Raw genomic sequence first — 19,539 nt, 5'->3', positions numbered from 1 at the left:
CCGGAGACGGCTGGGTGCTAGAGGTACGGACCGGAGCGGATTGCTCCGTGGCCGCCTTCCTCGTCCTCGTGGGAGGCGCCGGGCGGCAGGGCGCGGCGCATCTGCTCCAGTTGGGCCCGCGCCGCCATCTGCTGCGCGAACAGGGCCGTCTGGATGCCGTGGAAGAGTCCTTCGAGCCAACCGACCAGCTGGGCCTGCGCGATGCGCAGCTCCGCCTCGGAGGGGATGGCTTCCTCGGTGAACGGCAGGGAGAGCCGCTCCAGTTCCTCGACCAGCTCGGGCGCCAGGCCGTCCTCCAGCTCCTTCACGGAGGCGGCGTGGATGTCCTTGAGCCGGACCCGGCTCGCCTCGTCGAGAGGCGCGGCGCGCACTTCTTCCAGGAGTTGCTTGATCATGCTGCCGATCCGCATGACCTTGGCAGGCTGTTCGACCATCTCCGTCACCGGGACCTCGCGCGACTCGTCATCGGCGCCGCCGACCGCCATCCCGTCCTGCCCCACGATCAGGACGTTCGGGGGGGTGTCCTGCGACCGTTCACTCCTCGGCATCTCCATGCCGCCATTGTCTCGCACACCTTCGTACTCACTCGGTCTGCCCCCGTACGGGCGTGATCCACCCTGTACGGGGGCACGAGGACGGCCCCGTGCGGCCCCTGTGGGGCCGGACGGCGGCTACTGTGCGGCGCGCCGCGCCAGCGCCCCGCCGGAGCGGGTGACCAGCGCCGCCAGCAGGGCGGCACCCAGTGGCACCGCGACCAGCAGCAGGCCGAGGGTCGCCCAGGGCACGGCGATCGGCACGTACACCGAGGCGTCCGCGGAGCCGTGGCCCATCGACAGGGCTTCCGCGATCATCTTCCGCCGCTCGTGGGCCTCGGTGAACCGGAGCCCGACCGCGGGCAGGATGCCCGCCGCCGACCCCAGCACCACCCCCATCAGGGCGACCACACCGCACTGGAAGCCGCTCAGCGTGCGCCGCACGCGGGGGGCGGCGCCGACCGCGGCCAGGGTCTTCAGGTCGGCTTCGGCGTCCGCCTGGGCCAGTCCGGTGGCGATTCCGGCCGCGCCGATGGTGACCAGGCCCGCGAAGAGGGTCAGCGTGAGCATCGCGAGGGAGTCGTCGCCCCGGTAGCCCTGCTCGATGCTGACCGAGGCGTCCACGCCCATCCGGTCGAAGGCGCCGTCCAGCGCCTGGCGCTCCGTACTGCCGGGCAGGCCGTCCAGGACGAAGTACGAGCCGAACGGAGCGGTCGTCAGTCCGGCGGACCGGGCCGCGGACGGCGGCAGCAGCAGTTCGACGCCCCAGCCCTCGACCCCCTCGGGCACCTGGTGGACCGCCAGCACCTTGTCCTCGCCGGGCTCCTCCTGGTTCTTGTCGCGGGCGGCTGCGGCCGCGTCGTGGTCGGTGACGAGCCGCAGGGTGACCTTGCCGTCCTTCACGTTCGCCTTCGAGAAGGAGACGGCCGTGCCCGACTTCAGGGCGGCGACGCTGCCGGGGTCGGTGACGGCCAGCGCGGCCAGCAGCTTCTCGTCGGCGACCACCACGGAGTTCTCCGCGTAGTGCTCCTTGTACGTGCAGCGCCAGTCCTTGCGGAGCTCCCTGGCCTTTTCGGGGGAGAAGTCGCTCGGCCCGTTCGGGGACTCGAAGAGCGGGCAGCGCTGCTCCTTGGGCGTGACGATCTCGGCGCGCCCGCAGCCGGCCTCGGTGGAGTACGTGTCGCAGCCCGCCCGGCCGACCACCACCCGCTCGACGTCGGCCCGTACGGACAGGGCGAACTCCTTGGAGAGGGCCTCGCGGACCGAGGCCACTTCCTTGTGGGCGCTGTTGTCGGAGACGGCGAGCAGCCCGTGGTGGCTGGGCAGGGAGGCGACGTACTCGTGTCGCGCCTGGATGTCACGGCTGTTCTGGTACGTGGCCACCGCGACCGTGCCGGCCACCGCGGCCAGGACGGCGGCGACGGCGGGCGCGGTACGCCCCCGGTTGCGCACGGCGTCGCGCAGGGCGAGCCGCGGCGACAGCGGCAGCCAGCGGCCGATCCGCCCGAAGAGCCCCACCAGGACGGGCGTGAGGGCGACGACACCGAGCTCGGCGAGGGCGCTGCCGCCCGCGACGACCAGGCTGCCCATGTCGGACACGGCGCCGTACAGGGCGATGGCGGCGCCGGCCAGGACGGCGACCAGCCCGATGACGGGCAGCACCCGGTTGGCCCGGCGCACGCCGCGACGGCCGGTGAGCGAGGCCAGCACGGTCTGCCGGGAGGCCGTGACCGCCGGAGCGATGGCGGCCAGCAGGCCGGTCACCACCGCGAGCAGGGCGATGGCCGCCAGTTCCAGAGGCCGGACGTCGAACCCGCCCCAGCGCAGGCCCAGGTGCCTCTCCAGGACGGGCCGCAGGCCGAGGGTGAGGGCGGTGCCGATGACGGTGCCGACGACGGCGGCCGCGGCGCCGATGACCAGGCCGCCGGAGAGCACGATGGCCCGGATGTGCCGGCGGTCGCCGCCGTTGGCGCCGACCAGCCCCAGCTGGCGGCGCGAGCGCCGGGCGCCCACCGCGAAGGCGGGGCCGGCGAGCAGGCAGATCTCCAGCATGGCGAGGCCGACGACCGTGGCCAGGACGGCCATCTCGGCGGTGCGGCTGCCGCCCGTGCCGCTCTGGTCCTTGGGCTCCTGCGTGTACAGCAGGACCTCGGAGTCGGCGGGCGGGTGCAGGCTGACGGCCCGGGAGATGACGAGCAGGCCCTTGGCGTTGGCCTCCTTGACCATGTTCCACGTGAAACCATCGCCGCCGACCTCGACGAGGTAGGCGCTTTCGGCCCGCACCCCGGGCACGTCGGCGGCCTGCAGGGCCTTGTCGACGGGCGTGAGCAGGGTGCCGGGCGGGGCGATGACCTCGGCCGCGCCCAGCGAGTTCGGCAGCTCGTACGCGCCCACGATCCGGTACGAGAGGTCCGTGCCGCGCGGGGTGATCTGCGAGCCGACGAAGAAGCCGGACTCCTCCAGGAAGCCGTTGGTGGCGATGATCTCCCCGGCCTCCCGGGGCAGCCGGCCCCGGTCGAGGGTGAACCGGCCCTTCACCAGCGGGCTCTGCGTGTCGATCTCCCGCAGCCTGGTGTCGAGGAGCCCGTGGGTGGTGCGGATCTTGGCGCTGCCGGTGGTGTCCTTGACCGCCCGGGCGCCGGGCGGGAGGGCGCCGGCCGGGTCGACCCGGCTCCCCTTCGCGCCGGGGACGTACGTGTCGTAGCCGCCGACGGGGGCGTAGCGGTCGCCTGCGGGGTTCTGGAGGATCGGCCCGTCCAGCGAGGGGGTGCTGATCTCCGCGTCGGCGGCGCCGAGGCGGCGTTCGAGGTGCTGCGCGGTGGAGAGTTCCGCGCTGCGCATGGTGAGGTCGGCGGCGCTGACCCCGACGATCGGCAGGGCGATCATGGCGAGGACCAGGATGCTGCGGCCCTTCGCGCGCCAGGCGTCGCGGCGGGCGATCCGGATGGCCGCTATCCAGGAGTGGTACCAGGAGATCACTGTCCGGCCGCCTGCCCCGAGAGCAGGGAGTCGGCGTGGCTGCGCAGGGTCTCGTCGACCACGCTGCCGTCGCGCAGGAAGACCACGCGGTCGGCCCAGGCGGCGAACCGCGGTTCGTGCGTCACCAGGACGCCGGCAGCGCCCGCGTCACAGCGGGAGCGCAGCAGCCCGAGGACGGACTCGCCCGTCTCGGAGTCCAGGGCGCCGGTGGGCTCGTCGGCGAGGACCAGGCGGCGGTCGCCGACCAGGGCGCGGGCGATGGCCACCCGCTGCTGCTGGCCGCCGGACATCTCGTCCGGGAAGCGGTCGGCGAGGGAGGCCAGGCCCATCTCCTCCAGTGCGGCCAGGGCGGAGGCCCGTGCCTTGCGGGCGGACATGCCGTCGAGTTCGCGGGGGAGGGCCACGTTCTCGGCGGCCGTGAGGGCGGGGATCAGGTTGTAGTCCTGGAAGACGTACCCGATGCTGCGGCGGCGCAGCGCGGCGAGCTGCTTGCGGTTCGCCGTGGTGATGTCGGTGCCCTCGACGATCACCCGGCCGCCGGTCGGGGTGTCGAGCCCGCCGGCCAGGGTGAGCAGCGTGGACTTGCCGGAGCCGGAGGGGCCCATGACGGCGACGAGTTCGCCGGGGAAGACGGAGAGGTTGATGCCGCGCAGGGCGTGCACTTCGGTGGCACCGCTGCCGTGCGTGCGGACCAGCCGGTCGAGCTGGAGTACCGGCCGCTGGGACGGGTGCTGGTGGTCGGGCATGAAGGGTTCCCCCTGGGGACGGTGGTTCAGCCCCGCCGCGTGCGGGCGGTACGGGGCCGGTCGGTGGTGGTGGGAGCCGCGGCCGGGACGGGGGTCTCGTCCTCGCCGCGGGCACCGGGGTCGGCGGCCTGGGGCGCTGCGGGCCGGTCGGCTCTCCGGTCGGCCGTCAGGGAGAGCCGGACCAGCCTGGTCTCGCAGTGGTCGAGCCAGCGGGCCTCGGCCTCGGTCTGGAAGATCAACTGTTCCAGGACCAGGAGCCAGGCCACGTCGTCGCGTTCGCGGGTCTGCCCGCTCTCGATCGCCGTGAGGGCCTGGGCCTTGAGCCGGGTGTAGTCCTGCATCGCCTTGATCGTGGCGTGCCGCTGGGACTGGATGACGGCGCGGATGTCCACGCCGGGGGCGCCCACGGCCATGGCGAGCTTGATGGACAGCTCGTCACGGGGCGGGTTGGTCCGGTCCACGGGGCGCTCGTACCACTGGCGCAGTTCGCTGCGTCCCTGCTCGGTGATGGCGTACAGGGTGTGGCCGGCCGGGTCCTCGCCGCCGGGTGCGACGAGGCCGTCGCGCTCCAGGCGGGCGAGGGTGGTGTACACCTGCCCGACGTTGAGCGGCCAGGTGGAGCCGGTGCGGGATTCGAACTCGGTGCGCAGCTGGGAGCCGTACCGAGGGCCCCGTTCCAGCAGGGCGAGAAGGCCGTGGCGAATGGACATACTCAGTATGTATACCGAGTATGCCCTCGGGGGCAACCGTCCCGGGGCGTACATCCCGTGGGGGAGGAGCGGTCCGGGGTCCGTCTGGAGGCGGGGAGAGGCGGGGGTTCAGAGGCCCTTGCGCAGCCGCATGCCGAGGTAGCCGAGCCCCACGCCCATCATGGCGAGGCCGGTGCCGAGGGGGAGCATGTGGGCGGCCAGGTCGGCGGCCCGCTCGTTCGGTCCGGTCCCGATCGCGTGCGCCGGGCGGCGCGTCCCGGGGTCGGTGCCGCGCTCCGTGCCGGTGCCGGTCCCCCGGTCCGTGCCCTGCTCGCGGTGCGTACCCGTCCCCCGGTCGGTGCCGGCGCCCCGCTCCGTACCCGTACCGGTGTCCGTGCGGGTACCGGTACCCGGGTCGGCGGGTCGGGGGGCGCGCGGGGGCGCGGCCGGCTCGGTGCGGGGGCGCGGGTGCAGCGGCCGGCCGGCCGCGACCGCCTCGGGGTTCGCGGGCGCGGCCGCCGGCCGGCCGGGCCGCTCCCGGCCGACTCCGGCCGGGCTCCCGGCCAGGTCCGGGTGTCCGTCGTCCTCTCCGGGCTCGCGGACCTGGGCGACGTACGGGCAGGCCGCGGCGGCCACGGCGGAGGCGGCGGGGGTGAGTGCGGCGGCGGCCAGGACGGCGCAGGCCAGCCAGTGCGTCGGGCGGAAGCCTTGGACCACGGGGAGCCCTTCCCGTTCCGAGCGGCCGGGTACCCGCCGGGGGCAGCGGTACGTGCTCAGATTTACATAAGGGCTCAAAAGCGGCATCCCGGGCACTCCATCGGAGTGCCCGGGATGCCGGAGTGGACCAGTGGAGGCCCGGGGCGGACCCGTGGAGGCCCCGGGGCGGACCCGCGAGAACCTGGAGCCGACCCGTGGGGGCCCGGGGCCGACCCGCGGGGACGGTGCCCGGGCCGAAGCGGACGGCCCCATAGAGCCGACGGGATCCGAAAGGGGCGACCTAGCCGGGGTTGCCGGTGGACACGGTCAGCGTGTACTCCGTGCCCTCCTTCTCGATCTTGTCCCCGGGAGCCGGCTGCTGCTCCAGGACGGTGTCCTGCCCGTAGATGGCCTCGTCCTTGTCGACGATCTTGTACTTGCCGCCGGAGGCCTGGATGCAGGCCTTCACGGACAGCACGTTCTTGTACCGCAGGTCCGGCGCCGTGTACTTGCCCGCTTCGCTGTAGTGCTTGCTGGGCTCCTTGCACTTGGCGGGGTCGATGGTCCGCGAGGTGTCCGGACCCTTGTGGCCCGCCGGGGCCGAGGCGGAGGCCGAGCCCCCGGGGCCGGCCGAGCTCGCGGTGTCGTCCTTGCCCTTGTCCTTGTCGTCGCCGTTCAGCGAGATCGCGGCGACCAGCCCGCCGATGGCCAGCAGGGCCACCACGATCGCGCCCACGACCACCGGCGTGTTCCGCTTACCGCCCCCGCCCGGTGACCCCGGGCCGCCCGACGGGCCGTGCGCCGCCGGGGACATCGTGTACGGCGCCGGGGTCTGCGGCGCGTACTGCTGCTGCGGGTAGGCGTAGCCGCCCTGTACGTGGCCCTGCTGCGGCGCGGGCGTCGGTGCGGGCGCGTACGGCGACGGCGCCGGGGTGTGCGGCGCCTGGTACGGCTGGTGCAGCGCGTGCGGCGGCGGCGCCTGGAAGCCCGAGTCCACCGGCGGGAACACCGCCGAGCCCACGCCCGCCCCGCTGCTCACCGGTCCGGTGCCCGGGACGATGGCCGGGGCCCCGGTCTGCCCGGCCGACATCACCCGCGCGACCTCGTCGCGCATGGCCGCGGCGGTGGGGAAGCGCTCGTTCGGGTTCTTCCGCAGGGCCCGCGCCACCAGCGCGTCCATCGCCGGGGTCACCGACCGGTTGATGGAGGACGGCGCGACCGGCTCCTCCTGCACGTGCGCGTAGGCGATGGCCAGCGGGGAGTCGGCGTCGAACGGGATCCGGCCGGTCAGCAGCTGGAAGAGCATGATGCCGACGGAGTAGAGGTCGGAGCGGGCGTCGACGCCGCGCCCCAGGGCCTGCTCGGGCGACAGGTACTGGGGGGTGCCGACGACCATCCCGGTCTGGGTCATCGAGGTGACCCCGGACTGCATGGCGCGGGCGATGCCGAAGTCCATCACCTTGACCACGCCGCGCTTGGTCATCATGACGTTGCCCGGCTTGATGTCGCGGTGGACCAGGCCCATCTCGTGGCTGGTGTCCAGGGCGGCCAGCACGTCGGCCGTCACCTTCAGCGCCTTCTCCGCGGGCATGGCGCCGTACCGGGCGATGTCCGCCTGGAGCACGGAGCCGAGCGGCTCCCCCTCCACGAACTCCATCACGATGTACGGCATGACCGCGCCGTCGAACTCGTCCTCGCCGGTGTCGAAGACCGAGACGATATTGGTGTGCGACAGTTTGGCTACAGCCTGGGCCTCCCGCCGGAACCGCTCGCGGAACGACTGTTCGCGGCCCAGCTCGGTGTGCAGGGTTTTGATCGCCACCGGGCGGTCCAGCGCCGTGTCGTGGGCGAGGTACACGGCGGCCATGCCGCCCTCGCCGAGCAAATCCCTTAGCTGGTAACGGCCGCGGGCCAGGGAACCGCCTGCGTACCGGCCCTGAGTGCCGTCCTGGCTCATGACTGTTGCTTCCCCTCGCCACGCTTGTGTCGGGGCCAGTCTGCCGGAGGGCAAGCAGACGTCAAGCCGGGTGCCCGTTCCGTGACCGGGCGTCCACCAGGTGTCAGCTCCGAACGGCGACCGGTTCCGAGGCTGTAGCGTTCGTCGGAGCACCACCAAGAGGACTACCGCTGAGCGGCGGCCGAGAGAGACGACGGCGAGGACTGATGGCACCCGAACCCGAGGCAGGCGGCGCCGGGATGGCCGAGGACCCTTCGCACTGGGGCGCGGGCGGCCTGGTGGGAGACGGCCGTTACCGGCTCACCCACCGGCTGGGCCGAGGCGGCATGGCCGAGGTGTTCGCCGCCGAGGACGTGCGGCTGGGCCGCACCGTCGCCGTGAAGCTGCTGCGCGCCGACCTCGCCGAGGACCCGGTGTCCAAGGCGCGTTTCACCCGTGAGGCACAGTCCGTCGCCGGGCTGAACCACCACGCGGTGGTCGCCGTGTACGACTCGGGCGAGGACCGGGTCGGCCCCAACACCGTTCCGTACATCGTGATGGAGCTGGTCGAGGGCCGCACCATCCGCGAACTGCTGATCAGCGCCGAGGCCCCGGGTCCCGAGCAGGCGCTGATCATCGTGTCCGGTGTGCTGGAGGCCCTCGCGTACTCGCACCAGCACGGCATCGTGCACCGCGACATCAAGCCGGCGAACGTCATCATCACCGACACCGGCGCCGTCAAGGTGATGGACTTCGGCATCGCCCGCGCCCTGCACGGCGTGCAGTCGACGATGACGCAGACCGGCATGGTCATGGGCACCCCCCAGTACCTGTCGCCCGAACAGGCCCTCGGCAAGGCCGTGGACCACCGCTCCGACCTGTACGCGACCGGCTGCCTCCTGTACGAACTCCTCGCGCTGCGGCCCCCGTTCACCGGTGAGACCCCGCTGTCCGTGGTCTACCAGCACGTCCAGGACGCGCCGGTGCCGCCCTCGCAGCTGCCCGAGGGCGCGCACATCCCGCAGGAACTCGACGGCATGGTCATGCGCTCCCTCGCCAAGGACCCGGACGACCGGTTCCAGAGCGCCGAGGAGATGCGCGGCCTGGTCCAGTACGCGCTCCAGATGCTGCACGACCAGGGTCCGAACACGGGCACCTGGAACACCGGCCCGGTCACCATGGCCCTGCCGCACGGCCGCGGCGGCGCCGCGACCACCGCCATGCCCGGCGGCGGCTCCGGCGGACAGCAGCAGTACCCCTCGCACACGACGACCTCGCAGTTCCAGCAGCCGATGGTGCCCCCGCTGAACCCCGACGACGGCTCGGCCTTCCCCGGCGGCGGCAACGGCGCCCAGCGCGGCGGCCACGGCGGCGGCTACGACGGCCACGACGACCGCGGCGGGAGCAGCCGCTGGAAGATGTGGCTGTTCGCGGTCCTCGCGGTGATCGCGGTCGCGGGTGGTGCGGCCTATGCCATCAGCAGCGTGGGCAGCAGCAAGGACAAGGGGCCCGCCGATACGCCCACGGCCAGCCAGAGCGCCTCCAGCGGGGCTCCGAGCGCACCGGAGAGCCCGCAGGAGTCGACGCCGCCGCGGACCCAGGACAACAACACGCCGGCGACCGAGGACACCCCCAACACGCAGGGCCCGCGCACCAGGACGCCGAGCTACACCCCGTCGACGAGCCCGTCGGCCTCGCCGTCCGCCTCCGCGTCGCCGTCGGCGTCCACGACGCCGCCGACGAAGTCCCCGACGCCCTCGCCGCCGCCGACGAAGTCCCCGCCACCGCCGGTGACCAAGAGCCCCGAGGTCCCCGGCGCGCTCTCGGACGAGTCCTAGACGGCAAGTGACGGCAGCGAGTGCGAGTACGGGCCCGGCGGAATGTGGATTCCGCCGGGCCTTTTGCGTTCGGCCGGTCTTTTCCCGGACGTGCCGTTCAGAGGGCGTGCTGGAACTGCCGCTCCGCCTGCCCGGCGAGGGAGTGCACCGTGACGAACTGGGGTTCGATGCGCATGTAGACCGGGTCGAAGAGCGCGCCGTCCACGTAGTGCGGACCCGGCCCGAAGAGTTCCAGTTCGGCCGTGGTCGGCTCGACGGTCTGCGCCGTTCCGGTGAACTGCACCGACCACATGCGGGCCTCACCGGAATGGAAATTGTCGGCTCCGTAGGCGACCACACTGCCGTTGCACGCCTGGTGGTAGCCGAATCCCGCGTGCATTCTCAGCACGACCCTGCCGTCCACCACGATGTGGCGGGCGAGGGCGAGGAAGGGCAGCGCGCGCATGCTCGTGGCCACCCGGCCGTACGGCACCCGGCGCAGCAGTTCGACGGCGTGGAGTTCCTCTGGGGACATGCCCTCCACTGTCCGGTACCGACAGCGTGCCGGGAAGAGGAGCCCGCCCCGACGATCGGGGACGTTGGTCCCGAAGGGAGCCGAGGGGGCGGGCGACGGCCCGCGGGGCCCCCGGGGCGCCGTGGTGTCCCCGCTAGCGCTTCTCCGCCTGGAGGCGGGCCACGTACGCCGCCGCCTGGGAGCGGCGCTCCATGCCCAGCTTGGACAGCAGGCTGGAGACGTAGTTCTTGATCGTCTTCTCCGCCAGGTGCAGCCGCTCGCCGATGACGCGGTTCGTCAGGCCCTCGCCGATCAGGTCGAGGATCTTGCGCTCCTGTTCGGTGAGGTTCGACAGGCGGTCGTCGCCCTTGCCGTTCTTGCCGTCCCGCAGCCGCTCCAGCACCCGGGCGGTGGCCACCGGGTCGAGCAGGGACTTGCCGGCCGCGACGTCACGGACGGCGCTGAGCAGCTCGTTCCCGCGGATCGCCTTGAGGACGTAGCCGGACGCCCCCGCCATGATCGCGTCGAACAGCGCCTCGTCGTCGGCGAACGAGGTCAGCATCAGGCATTTGACGTCCTCGTTCCGGGAGCGCACCTCGCGGCACACCTCCACGCCGCTGCCGTCCGGGAGGCGGACGTCGAGCACGGCCACGTCGGGGCGGGTGGCCGGGATGCGGACCAGGGCGTCCGCGGCGGTACCGGCCTCGCCGACGATCTCGATGTCCTCTTCGACCGACAAAAGCTCGTGGACGCCCCGACGTACCACTTCGTGGTCGTCCAGGAGGAATACCTTGATTTTTCCGTCTTCGCGCACGGATTCAGTTTCACACACTCACCCCTTCCCTGCCGCAGTTGACCGGGATAACGTGCCGTTGTTCCGGCCCCCTGCAAGGCTGTGACCAGTGGTTGTTCCCGCCTGCTCGAATTTACTTGGAAATCCAAGCAAACGCGCAGGTCAACTGGGGTTTCGCAGTTATGCGACGCACTGGGTAACGTGCATTGCGCAGGGCACTCGCCGGGGCACCTGTCACGCCTGGATCCCGTACGCGACGCGCACCCACCCCGTGCGCGGGTACGGATCCGGGTGAGCCGCACTGGACCCCGGAGAACCCGGGTGCCGGACCGACGGAGGAGCACACGTGACCGTGGAGAGCACTGCCGCGCGCAAGCCGCGACGCAGCAGCGGCACCAAGCGGGCGGCAGGCGCCGCGAGCGCCCGCACGACCGCCGCCGCCACCGCGCAGAAGGATGCCGCCGAACCTCAGCTCGTACAGCTGCTGACGCCCGAGGGGGACCGGGTCGAGAGCGCGGAGAACGCGGAATTCGCCCCCTTCGTCGCCGACATCACCACCGACGACCTGCGCGGTCTGTACCGCGACATGGTCCTGACCCGCCGTTTCGACGGTGAGGCGACCGCCCTGCAGCGCCAGGGAGAGCTGGGCCTGTGGGCCTCGCTGCTCGGCCAGGAAGCCGCCCAGATCGGCTCCGGCCGCGCCCTCAACGACGACGACTACGTCTTCCCGACCTACCGTGAACACGGTGTGGCCTGGTGCCGCGGAGTCGACCCGACCAACCTGCTCGGCATGTTCCGCGGCGTGAACCACGGCGGCTGGGACCCCAACACCAACAACTTCCACCTGTACACGATCGTCATCGGCTCGCAGACGCTGCACGCGACCGGTTACGCCATGGGAGTGGCGAAGGACGGCGCCGACAGCGCGGTCATCGCCTACTTCGGTGACGGCGCGTCCAGCCAGGGAGACGTCGCCGAGGCGTTCACCTTCTCGGCGGTCTACAACTCCCCCGTGGTGTTCTTCTGCCAGAACAACCAGTGGGCGATCTCCGAGCCCACCGAGCGCCAGATGCGCGTACCGCTCTACCAGCGTGCCCAGGGCTTCGGCTTCCCCGGCGTCCGCGTCGACGGCAACGACGTGCTGGCCTGCCTGGCCGTGACCCGCTGGGCCCTGGACCGGGCGCGCCGCGGCGAGGGCCCGACCCTGGTCGAGGCGTTCACGTACCGCATGGGCGCGCACACCACCTCCGACGACCCGACGAAGTACCGGCGGGACGAGGAGACGGCGGCCTGGGAGGCGAAGGACCCGATCCTGCGCCTGAAGACCCACCTGCTGGCCACCGGGGGCGCCGACGAGGCGTTCTTCGCGGAGCTGGAGGCGGAGAGCGAGGCCCTGGGCAAGCGGGTGCGCGAGGTCGTGCGCGCCATGCCCGACCCCGACACGATGGCGATCTTCGAGAACGTCTACGCGGACGGGCACGCGCTCGTCGACGAGGAGCGCGCCCAGTTCGCCGCCTACCTCGCGTCCTTCGAAGGCGGGGAGTGACCGTCATGGCCGTACAGAAGCTGACCATCGCGAAGGCGCTCAACGATTCGCTGCGCAAGGCCCTGGAGACGGACCCCAAGGTCCTGATCATGGGTGAGGACGTCGGCAAGCTCGGCGGCGTCTTCCGCATCACCGACGGGCTGCAGAAGGACTTCGGCGAGGAGCGGGTCATCGACACCCCGCTCGCGGAGTCGGGCATCGTCGGCACCGCCATCGGCCTGGCCCTGCGCGGGTACCGGCCGGTCGTGGAGATCCAGTTCGACGGGTTCGTCTTCCCCGCCTACGACCAGATCGTCACGCAGCTCGCGAAGATGCACGCGCGCTCCCTCGGCACGATCAAGCTGCCCGTCGTCATCCGCATCCCGTACGCGGGCGGCATCGGCGCCGTCGAGCACCACAGCGAGTCCCCCGAGACGCTGTTCGCGCACGTCCCGGGCCTGAAGGTGGTCTCCCCCTCGAACGCCGCCGACGCCTACTGGATGCTCCAGCAGGCGATCCTCAGCGACGACCCGGTGATCTTCTTCGAGCCGAAGCGGCGCTACTGGGACAAGGGCGAGGTCGACGTCGAGTCCATCCCCGACGGCCTGCACGCCTCCCGTGTGGCCCGGGAGGGCTCCGACGTCACCCTGGCCGCCTACGGCCCGATGGTGAAGGTCTGCCTGGAGGCCGCCGCCGCCGCGGCCGAGGAAGGCAAGTCGGTGGAGGTCGTCGACCTGCGCTCGATGTCCCCGATCGACTTCGACGGGCTGCAGGCCTCCGTGGAGCGGACCCGCCGGCTCGTGGTCGTCCACGAGGCGCCGGTCTTCCTCGGCACGGGCGCGGAGATCGCCGCCCGGATCACGGAGCGGTGCTTCTACCACCTGGAGGCGCCGGTGCTGCGCGTGGGCGGGTTCCACGCCCCGTACCCGCCGGCCCGCCTGGAGGACGAGTACCTGCCCGGCCTGGACAGGGTGCTCGACGCCGTCGACCGCTCGCTGGCGTACTGAGGAGCACGTTCATGACGATCCGCGAATTCAAGATGCCCGATGTGGGCGAGGGCCTCACCGAGGCCGAGATCCTCAAGTGGTACGTCCAGCCGGGTGACACCGTCACCGACGGCCAGGTCGTCTGCGAGGTCGAGACGGCCAAGGCCGCGGTGGAACTCCCGATCCCCTTCGACGGGGTCGTGCACGCCCTCCTCTTCGAGGAGGGCACCACGGTCGACGTCGGCCAGGTCATCATCTCGGTGCAGACCGGGGCGGACGCCCCCGCCGAGGCAGCGCCGGTGCAGGAAGCGGTCCCGGCCGCCGCCGAGGAGCAGCCCGCCGCCCGCCAGCCCGTGCTGGTCGGGTACGGGGTCTCCACGGCCTCCACGAAGCGCCGCCCGCGCAAGGCCGCGGCGGGCACGGCCGCGCAGAACGGCACGGCCGCCCCGGCGGCCGCGCCCGCGGCGACCCCGGCCCCGGCCGTCCCGGCCCAGCCGAACGGCACCGCGCCCGCCGGCGGGGAGCGCCCGCTGGCGAAGCCGCCGGTGCGCAAGCTCGCCAAGGACCTCGGCATCGACCTGGCCGCGGTCGTCGCCACCGGCCAGGGCGGGATCGTGACCCGGGAGGACGTGCACGCGGCGGCCACCGCGGCGCTCGCCCCGCAGGCCGCGGCCCCCGCACCCGTCGCGGCCCCGGCCCCGGCAGCGGTGCAGGCCCCGGCGGCCCCGGCCGGGCAGGTCCCGGCGGCGGCCGACGCGGCGGCGCGCGAGACCCGCATCCCGGTCAAGGGCGTCCGCAAGGTGACCGCCCAGGCCATGGTCGGCTCCGCCTTCACCGCCCCGCACGTCACCGAGTTCATCACCTTCGACATCACGCGCACGATGAAGCTGGTGCAGGAGCTCAAGGCCGACCCGGACCTGGCGGGGCTGCGGATCAACCCGCTGCTCCTGATCGCCAAGGCCGTCCTCGTGGCGATCCGCCGCAACCCGGACGTCAACGCGTCCTGGGACGAGGCGGCCCAGGAGATCGTGCTCAAGCACTACGTCAACCTGGGGATCGCCGCGGCCACCCCCCGGGGGCTGATCGTCCCGAACATCAAGGACGCGCACGCCAAGACGCTGCCCGAGCTGTCCGAGGCGCTGTCCTCGCTGGTGGCGACGGCCCGCGAGGGCAAGACCTCCCCGGCCGACATGCAGAACGGCACCCTCACCCTCACCAATGTCGGCGTCTTCGGCGTCGACACCGGTACGCCCATCCTGAACCCCGGCGAGTCCGCGATCCTCGCGATCGGCGCGATCAAGCTCCAGCCGTGGGTCCACAAGGGCAAGGTGAAGGCCCGCCAGGTCACCACCCTGGCGCTGTCGTTCGACCACCGCCTCATCGACGGCGAGCTCGGTTCCCGGTTCCTGGCGGACATCGCCGCGGTCCTGGAACACCCGCGCCGCCTCGTCAGCTGGGCCTGACGGCGCATCCCGCACCCTCCGACGGCCGGTCCCGCACCACGGGGCCGGCCGTCGGCCGTGGCGCCGCCCGCCGGGCCGCCGGGGCTTCCGCCCGCCGGGCCGCCGGGGGTTTCGCGCGGCGGCGCCGCGGCCGGGTCCGGCGCGGGGGCCGCGCGGTAGCCTCCTGCCCGGAGAGAGGGGAGGCCGGGTGCCCATCGCCGAGTTGCAGGTGTGCTCCGTCGAGGAGGCCGACGTCACGGGCGGGGTGTGCGTGGTCCGCGTCATCGGCGGGACCGCCCGCGCCGGACAGGTGTACGCCGCCGGCGGCATGCGGCTCGGTCTGACCCGGATAGAGGCCCGGGGGCACACCGCGGAGTCCGTGGACCCGCCCCACGCGGCCCGCGTCCACCTCACCGGGCCGATGGTCGCGCTGCTCACGCGGGGCCAGGTGCTGACGGCCGTGCCGCCCACCGGGCACACCCTGGACGACCTGGAGGCCTGGCTGGCCGCCGGGCCTCCGCTGTCGGACGAGCCGCGGCCGCGCACCCTGCGCGTCCTGGCCGTCTCACGCATGCAGGACGAGGCGCTGCCCGACGGGATCCGGCTGCGCTGGGGCCGGGTGGCGCTGGCCGCGACCGAGCGCTGCGCCCGGGCCGAGGACTTGCCCGGCCTGGTCCGCGGGGCCGAACTGGGCTCCGTACGCGGCTACCTGCTGGGCACCTTCGGGCCGGGGGCCGGCGGCGATCCGGCGGCCCTGTGCCGGGACCTGCTGGGGCTGATCGACCTGACGCCGGGGCAGGCCGCACAGGAGGCGGCCCACTGGCGCGGGCTCCCGCCCGCGCGCATCCTGCACCTGCGCCGCATCAAGGGCCTGCTCCCCTGGACGGCCGTGGCCCGCCCCCACCTCCCGGACGCCGACCCCCTGGCGGAGGCGGTCGACGCCTGGGCGGCGGTCGGACCCCGGCTGCCCTGAGGCGGAGCCGGGGCCGGGGGCCGGGACCGGGCCGGGCCGGGGTGGGGCCCGCCCCCAGGGGCTAGCGCGCGGCGTTGCCCAGGACCTTGGCCGGGGTGATGCGGACGACGACGCGGACGTCCTGGGGCGGGGCGTCGGCGTACTCCTTGCCCGCGCCGGGCCCCGCGTACTCCTCGGCGATGCGGACGGCGACCGCGCGGCCGGTGTCCTCGGTGACCGTGGCCGTGCCGCGGATCTCCACGTAGAGGAAGGGATCGGCGAGGTCGAAGACGGTCAGGCCGACCCGCCCGTCCCGGCTGATGTTGCGTTCCTTGCGCCGGCCCCGCTCCGTGGAGATCAGCACCTCGTCCCCGTCGCGGCTGACCCAGACCACCGAACTCTGGGGGCTGCCGTCGGGGTTGAGGGTCGCAAGGACCGCCGGATGCGGGGCGTCGAGCAGGGCGCGTACGGTCTCGTTCAACTCAACAGTCATGGCGGCGACGCTAGTCGGGGCGCCCGCGGGCCGTCCCGGGGTTTGCGGACGAGCCGGTGACTAACCGAAGTCCGTCACTTCCAAGCGATGTTGAGCCACGGGCTGGCAGGGTCGGTGGTCAGCGTCAGGTGGGCGGCGAGGGCGCCCGCGTACCATTCGCCGAACTCCTCCTCGTCGAAGTGCAGACACCGGCCGAGGACGTATCCGGCGGAGAACTCGGCCCAGGACCGGTACGTCCGGCGGGCGGACTCCCCCGCGCGCAGCACGGCCCGCTCCGCCTCGTGGAGGGTGCCGAAGCGGGTTCCGAGGCCCCAGCGGGCCATCTGCGAGGCCCGGCCGTGGTCCCATGCCTCCACCGAGCGGACCCAGCCGTCCTCGGGGAGGAGTCCGTCGGCCCGGAAGCGCTGCTCGTAGCGGGTGATGCGGCCGATGAGCCGCTTGACCCCGGTGATCTCGCCCTCGACCTCGGCGGTGGGGCGCGGCTGGGCGAGGGTGACCCCGTCGGGGGTGAGCTGGGGCTCGGCGGAGCGTTCGGCGCTGCGGCGCAGGCTGGCCTCGGCGGCGTGCCGCCAGTGCTCGATGTCCACGGGGCCCGCGAAGTCGGAGGCGAGGACGCGCCGGACGCGCAGGGCGAACTCCCAGACCGGGCTGACCATGCGGGCGTCCAGCAGCTGCTCCAGCACGGCGAGCCAGCCGGGCCGGTCGGTGATGCCCCAGCCCTTGTCGAGGCGGCGGCGCTCGTGGTGGTAGCCGGAGCCGTGGTAGGCCAGGGAGTTCCAGAACTCCCCGTTCGTCACCGCGAGATGGGCGCCTATGGCGAGGCCGTGGGCGATCGGCCCGTGCAGCGGGCCGCCGGTGAACAGGGCGTGCACCCTGCCCTCGGGCAGACCGGGGGAGCCGGCCGCCTCGCTCAGGGTCCGCCAGCGTGCCAGGTCGGCGGGTGCGGTGGTGAGGTAGGCCTCGGCGGGGGTGCCCGGGTTCACGGCGAGGAACGCCGGGTCGGCGGCGGTCCACACCGTCGCGAACCAGCCGAGGCCCTGGGACTCGAAGACCGTCTCCGGTACGGGGGCGGGCAGCATGCCGGCGGTGTGGACGACCAGCGCGTTGCCCGGGGCGGGGTGGAAGCGGACCGTGTCGGGGTCCGCGTCGGCCTGGACGCGGGGCTGCGCGAGGAAGAGCTGGGCCCGGGCGAGGACGGCGAGGTACGCGGACCAGTCGCCGGCGAGCCTGGCCCCGGACAGCTCTCTCTCGATGGCGCTCGGTGCGATCCAGGTCCCCATGTGGGGACCCTATACGGGCAGTGCGGCGGGCCGTCCGCCGACCGCGGGATCCGTCGGGCGGCCTCCGGGCGGCCCCCGGCGGGAGCCGTACGCCCCCGTGCCACCGCGCGACCTCCCGGACGCCCTTGACGTGCCCCGAGCGCGGGGAGACGCTCCCCGGGCACGGAACCAACGGTTGCAGCTGGGGGGCCGCGATGCCGGAGGAGTCTGTCCTGACCGCGGGGGAGCTGCGGGCGCGGCTCGCGGCGCTCGGCGCGCGGTGGTCGGTCCTGGAGCACCTGGCCGACGGGGATCCGCTGCCGCGCCCCTCGCTCGGCCTGGAGCCGGGGTCCGCGCTGACGCCCGCCGCGGCGGCCGGCCGGGTCGACCTGCGGGCGCTCCTGGGGCACCCGAGCGGCAACCCGGACCTCACCCGGCGCCGGGCCGCGCACGGCCTGCTGCCGGGCACCGCCCACCGGGCCGGCTCCGCCGGGGCGCGGCCCGCGGCGGTGGACTGGCGGGTGCGGTGGGGCCGGCCCTGGATCACCCGGGTCAAGGACCAGAACCCGGGCCGGTCCTGCTGGGCGTTCGGCGCCGCCGCGCTGGTGGAGTCGATGGCCCGCATCGAGCACGGGGTCTGGGCCGTACGGTCCGAGGGCGACGTGCGCGACGGGCTCAAGGCCTGCTGCGGACAGGGCGGCGACCCGGAGACCGCCCTGGACTGGATCAGCACGAACGGCGGGCTCGCCGACCCGGACTGCTGGCCGTACGGCACCCCGCCCGCCGGGCTGCCGGCCGTCCGCCGCGACGCCTGGCGCTGCGAGTACACGCCCAGCTGGGACCGGTCCGGCCGGACGGTGCGGATCCCCGGCCCGGTGCGGCTCGGCGACGTGGAACAGCAGAAGGTCTGGCTGGACGCGGTCGGCCCGCTCACCGCCTGCTTCGACGTCTACGAGGACTTCTACGGCCTCGGCTCCGGGGTCTACCACCGCACCGGCGGCCGGCTGGAGGGCGGCCAGTGCGTGCTGGTCGTGGGGTACGACGACGCCGCGGGCTGCTGGCTGTTCAAGAACTCCTGGGGCACGGGCCACCACGTGGGCGGCTACGGGCGGATCGGCTACGGCGAGGTCAACATCGACTACTGGGCCAAGTGCGGACTGCACGGCACCAACATCGACCCGTGGAGCAAGCGCCGCCTGCACGCCGGCAACGTCTACGAGAGCGGCAACGGCCGCGCCCACCGCAACTTCGAGCTCCTCGCCACCTCCGGCGGCGGCCGCCTCCGGCACTGGTGGCGCGACGGCGACGCCCCCTTCCCGTGGTCCCGGGCCCGTACGGAGGCCTTCGCGGGCGACGCCTCCGGCCAGCCCGCCTTCACCGGCACCACCTACAACCGGAACATGGAGTCCCTGCACGTCACCACCGGGGGCCGGCTGCGCCACTGGTACTACGAGCAGTCCGGCGGCGCCTGGCGCGACGGCGGCGCCTTCGGCCCCGGGGACGCGGCCGTCGGCTCGACCCCCGCCTTCATCCAGAGCGACCACGGCAAGCCCGGGAACTTCGAGGCGGTCGTCCGGACCGCCGACGGCCGCCTGAACCACTGGTGGCGGCTCAACGGCGCCCCCTGGACCTGGAACGACGGCGGCCGCTTCGCCTCGGGCATCGCCCACTACGGGCCGGCCCTCGTCCAGACCCGCAGCCGCCGCCTCGACCTCGTCGCCGCCCGCGCGGACGGCCGTATGCAGCTGTGGGCGCGCGAGGACGGACACGGCTCCCCCTGGCGGCCCGGCGAGGTCTTCGGCGGCCCGGCGCCCGCCACCTCCGCCCCCTGCCTGATCGAGGCCCAGCACGGTGCCGCCGACGAGGACACCGCCGGGAACTACGAACTGTGCGTGGCGGTCGCCGGCGGGCGGGTGGAGCACTGGTGGCGGGGGAATGCGGCCGGGTCCGGCTGGAGGCGCAGCACCGTCTTCGGGCACGGCGTGCGCGCGGTCACGGGGATGCTCCAGGGCAGTTTCGGGTTCAACCTGGAGGTCGTCGTCCTGCGCGCCGACCGCCGGCTCCAGCACTACTGGCGCGACGCCGCGGGCTGGCACGAGGGGGCGGTCATCGGCCCGGTCTGAGCGCGGGCGCCCGCCCCCGTCCGGGGCCGGCGGCCCGCCGCGGCCGCCTGCCCGCG

The 19,539-nt window shown here is 73.6% G+C and carries 16 protein-coding genes; 6 read left to right on the top strand and 10 right to left on the bottom strand.

Going from position 1 to position 19,539, the window contains the following annotated elements:
- Positions 1-17 precede the first annotated feature (17 nt).
- The 6 genes from ACLJTM_RS12500 to ACLJTM_RS12475 all read right to left on the bottom strand — a co-directional run bounded on the left by ACLJTM_RS12500 (position 18) and on the right by ACLJTM_RS12475 (position 7,600).
- Complete coding sequence (locus tag ACLJTM_RS12500) at positions 18-554, bottom strand: bacterial proteasome activator family protein (RefSeq protein ID WP_411103586.1); 537 nt, start codon at positions 552-554, stop codon at positions 18-20.
- Between the two features lie 117 nt (positions 555-671).
- Entirely contained in the window at positions 672-3,512 is a 2,841-nt protein-coding gene (locus tag ACLJTM_RS12495; protein WP_411103585.1) for an FtsX-like permease family protein, read from the bottom strand.
- Positions 3,509-4,258 carry an ABC transporter ATP-binding protein gene (locus ACLJTM_RS12490; protein ID WP_411103584.1) on the bottom strand — a complete coding sequence of 250 codons (750 nt, stop codon included), beginning with the start codon at positions 4,256-4,258 and terminating at the stop codon, positions 3,509-3,511. Before ACLJTM_RS12490 ends, ACLJTM_RS12495 begins: the two co-directional genes overlap by 4 nt.
- Positions 4,259-4,284: 26 nt before the next feature.
- Positions 4,285-4,968, bottom strand: coding sequence for a PadR family transcriptional regulator (locus ACLJTM_RS12485; protein WP_411103583.1), 684 nt, complete (start codon positions 4,966-4,968; stop codon positions 4,285-4,287).
- Between the two features lie 108 nt (positions 4,969-5,076).
- Positions 5,077-5,664 (bottom strand): hypothetical protein, encoded by a 588-nt coding sequence (locus tag ACLJTM_RS12480; protein WP_411103582.1) that lies wholly within the window; start codon positions 5,662-5,664, stop codon positions 5,077-5,079.
- Positions 5,665-5,944: 280 nt separating this feature from the next.
- Positions 5,945-7,600 (bottom strand): protein kinase domain-containing protein, encoded by a 1,656-nt coding sequence (locus ACLJTM_RS12475; RefSeq protein ID WP_411103581.1) that lies wholly within the window; start codon positions 7,598-7,600, stop codon positions 5,945-5,947.
- A 206-nt stretch (positions 7,601-7,806) separates the two neighbouring features.
- Between ACLJTM_RS12475 and ACLJTM_RS12470 the strand changes: the two genes are divergently transcribed.
- The gene (locus tag ACLJTM_RS12470; protein WP_411103580.1) at positions 7,807-9,417 is read left to right on the top strand and encodes a protein kinase domain-containing protein; all 1,611 of its coding nucleotides are present in this window, start codon (positions 7,807-7,809) and stop codon (positions 9,415-9,417) included.
- Positions 9,418-9,514: 97 nt separating this feature from the next.
- Here the strand turns inward: ACLJTM_RS12470 and ACLJTM_RS12465 are convergent, their stop codons facing one another.
- Positions 9,515-9,931, bottom strand: coding sequence for a pyridoxamine 5'-phosphate oxidase family protein (locus tag ACLJTM_RS12465; protein ID WP_411103579.1), 417 nt, complete (start codon positions 9,929-9,931; stop codon positions 9,515-9,517).
- 133 nt (positions 9,932-10,064) lie between these two features.
- The gene (locus ACLJTM_RS12460; protein WP_411103578.1) at positions 10,065-10,724 is read right to left on the bottom strand and encodes a response regulator; all 660 of its coding nucleotides are present in this window, start codon (positions 10,722-10,724) and stop codon (positions 10,065-10,067) included.
- Positions 10,725-11,049: 325 nt separating this feature from the next.
- On the opposite strand from ACLJTM_RS12460, the gene pdhA reads away from it, so the two are divergent.
- From pdhA to ACLJTM_RS12440, 4 genes are all read left to right on the top strand, one after another.
- Complete coding sequence (pdhA, locus tag ACLJTM_RS12455) at positions 11,050-12,249, top strand: pyruvate dehydrogenase (acetyl-transferring) E1 component subunit alpha (RefSeq protein ID WP_411103577.1); 1,200 nt, start codon at positions 11,050-11,052, stop codon at positions 12,247-12,249.
- 5 nt (positions 12,250-12,254) lie between these two features.
- Entirely contained in the window at positions 12,255-13,235 is a 981-nt protein-coding gene (locus ACLJTM_RS12450) for an alpha-ketoacid dehydrogenase subunit beta (RefSeq protein ID WP_411103576.1), read from the top strand.
- 11 nt (positions 13,236-13,246) lie between these two features.
- Entirely contained in the window at positions 13,247-14,677 is a 1,431-nt protein-coding gene (locus ACLJTM_RS12445) for a dihydrolipoamide acetyltransferase family protein (RefSeq protein WP_411103575.1), read from the top strand.
- Positions 14,678-14,864: 187 nt separating this feature from the next.
- Positions 14,865-15,629 carry a hypothetical protein gene (locus ACLJTM_RS12440; protein WP_411103574.1) on the top strand — a complete coding sequence of 255 codons (765 nt, stop codon included), beginning with the start codon at positions 14,865-14,867 and terminating at the stop codon, positions 15,627-15,629.
- A 61-nt stretch (positions 15,630-15,690) separates the two neighbouring features.
- Here the strand turns inward: ACLJTM_RS12440 and ACLJTM_RS12435 are convergent, their stop codons facing one another.
- Together ACLJTM_RS12435 and ACLJTM_RS12430 are read right to left on the bottom strand one after the other, a co-directional pair.
- Positions 15,691-16,101, bottom strand: a complete 411-nt coding sequence (locus ACLJTM_RS12435; RefSeq protein ID WP_411103573.1) for a PPOX class F420-dependent oxidoreductase — start codon at positions 16,099-16,101, stop codon at positions 15,691-15,693.
- A 74-nt stretch (positions 16,102-16,175) separates the two neighbouring features.
- Entirely contained in the window at positions 16,176-17,381 is a 1,206-nt protein-coding gene (locus tag ACLJTM_RS12430; RefSeq protein WP_411103572.1) for a DUF1266 domain-containing protein, read from the bottom strand.
- A 194-nt stretch (positions 17,382-17,575) separates the two neighbouring features.
- Here ACLJTM_RS12430 and ACLJTM_RS12425 point away from each other — a divergent pair, with 194 nt between their 5' ends.
- Positions 17,576-19,483 (top strand): C1 family peptidase, encoded by a 1,908-nt coding sequence (locus ACLJTM_RS12425; RefSeq protein ID WP_411103571.1) that lies wholly within the window; start codon positions 17,576-17,578, stop codon positions 19,481-19,483.
- Positions 19,484-19,539: the final 56 nt, after the last annotated feature.

The sequence above is a fragment of the Streptomyces sp. cmx-4-9 genome (genome assembly GCF_046548835.1).
In the GTDB taxonomy this organism is placed as follows: domain Bacteria; phylum Actinomycetota; class Actinomycetes; order Streptomycetales; family Streptomycetaceae; genus Streptomyces.
The sequence above is the reverse complement of the archived record's forward strand: the minus strand, read 5'-3'. Positions and strand labels throughout refer to the sequence as shown.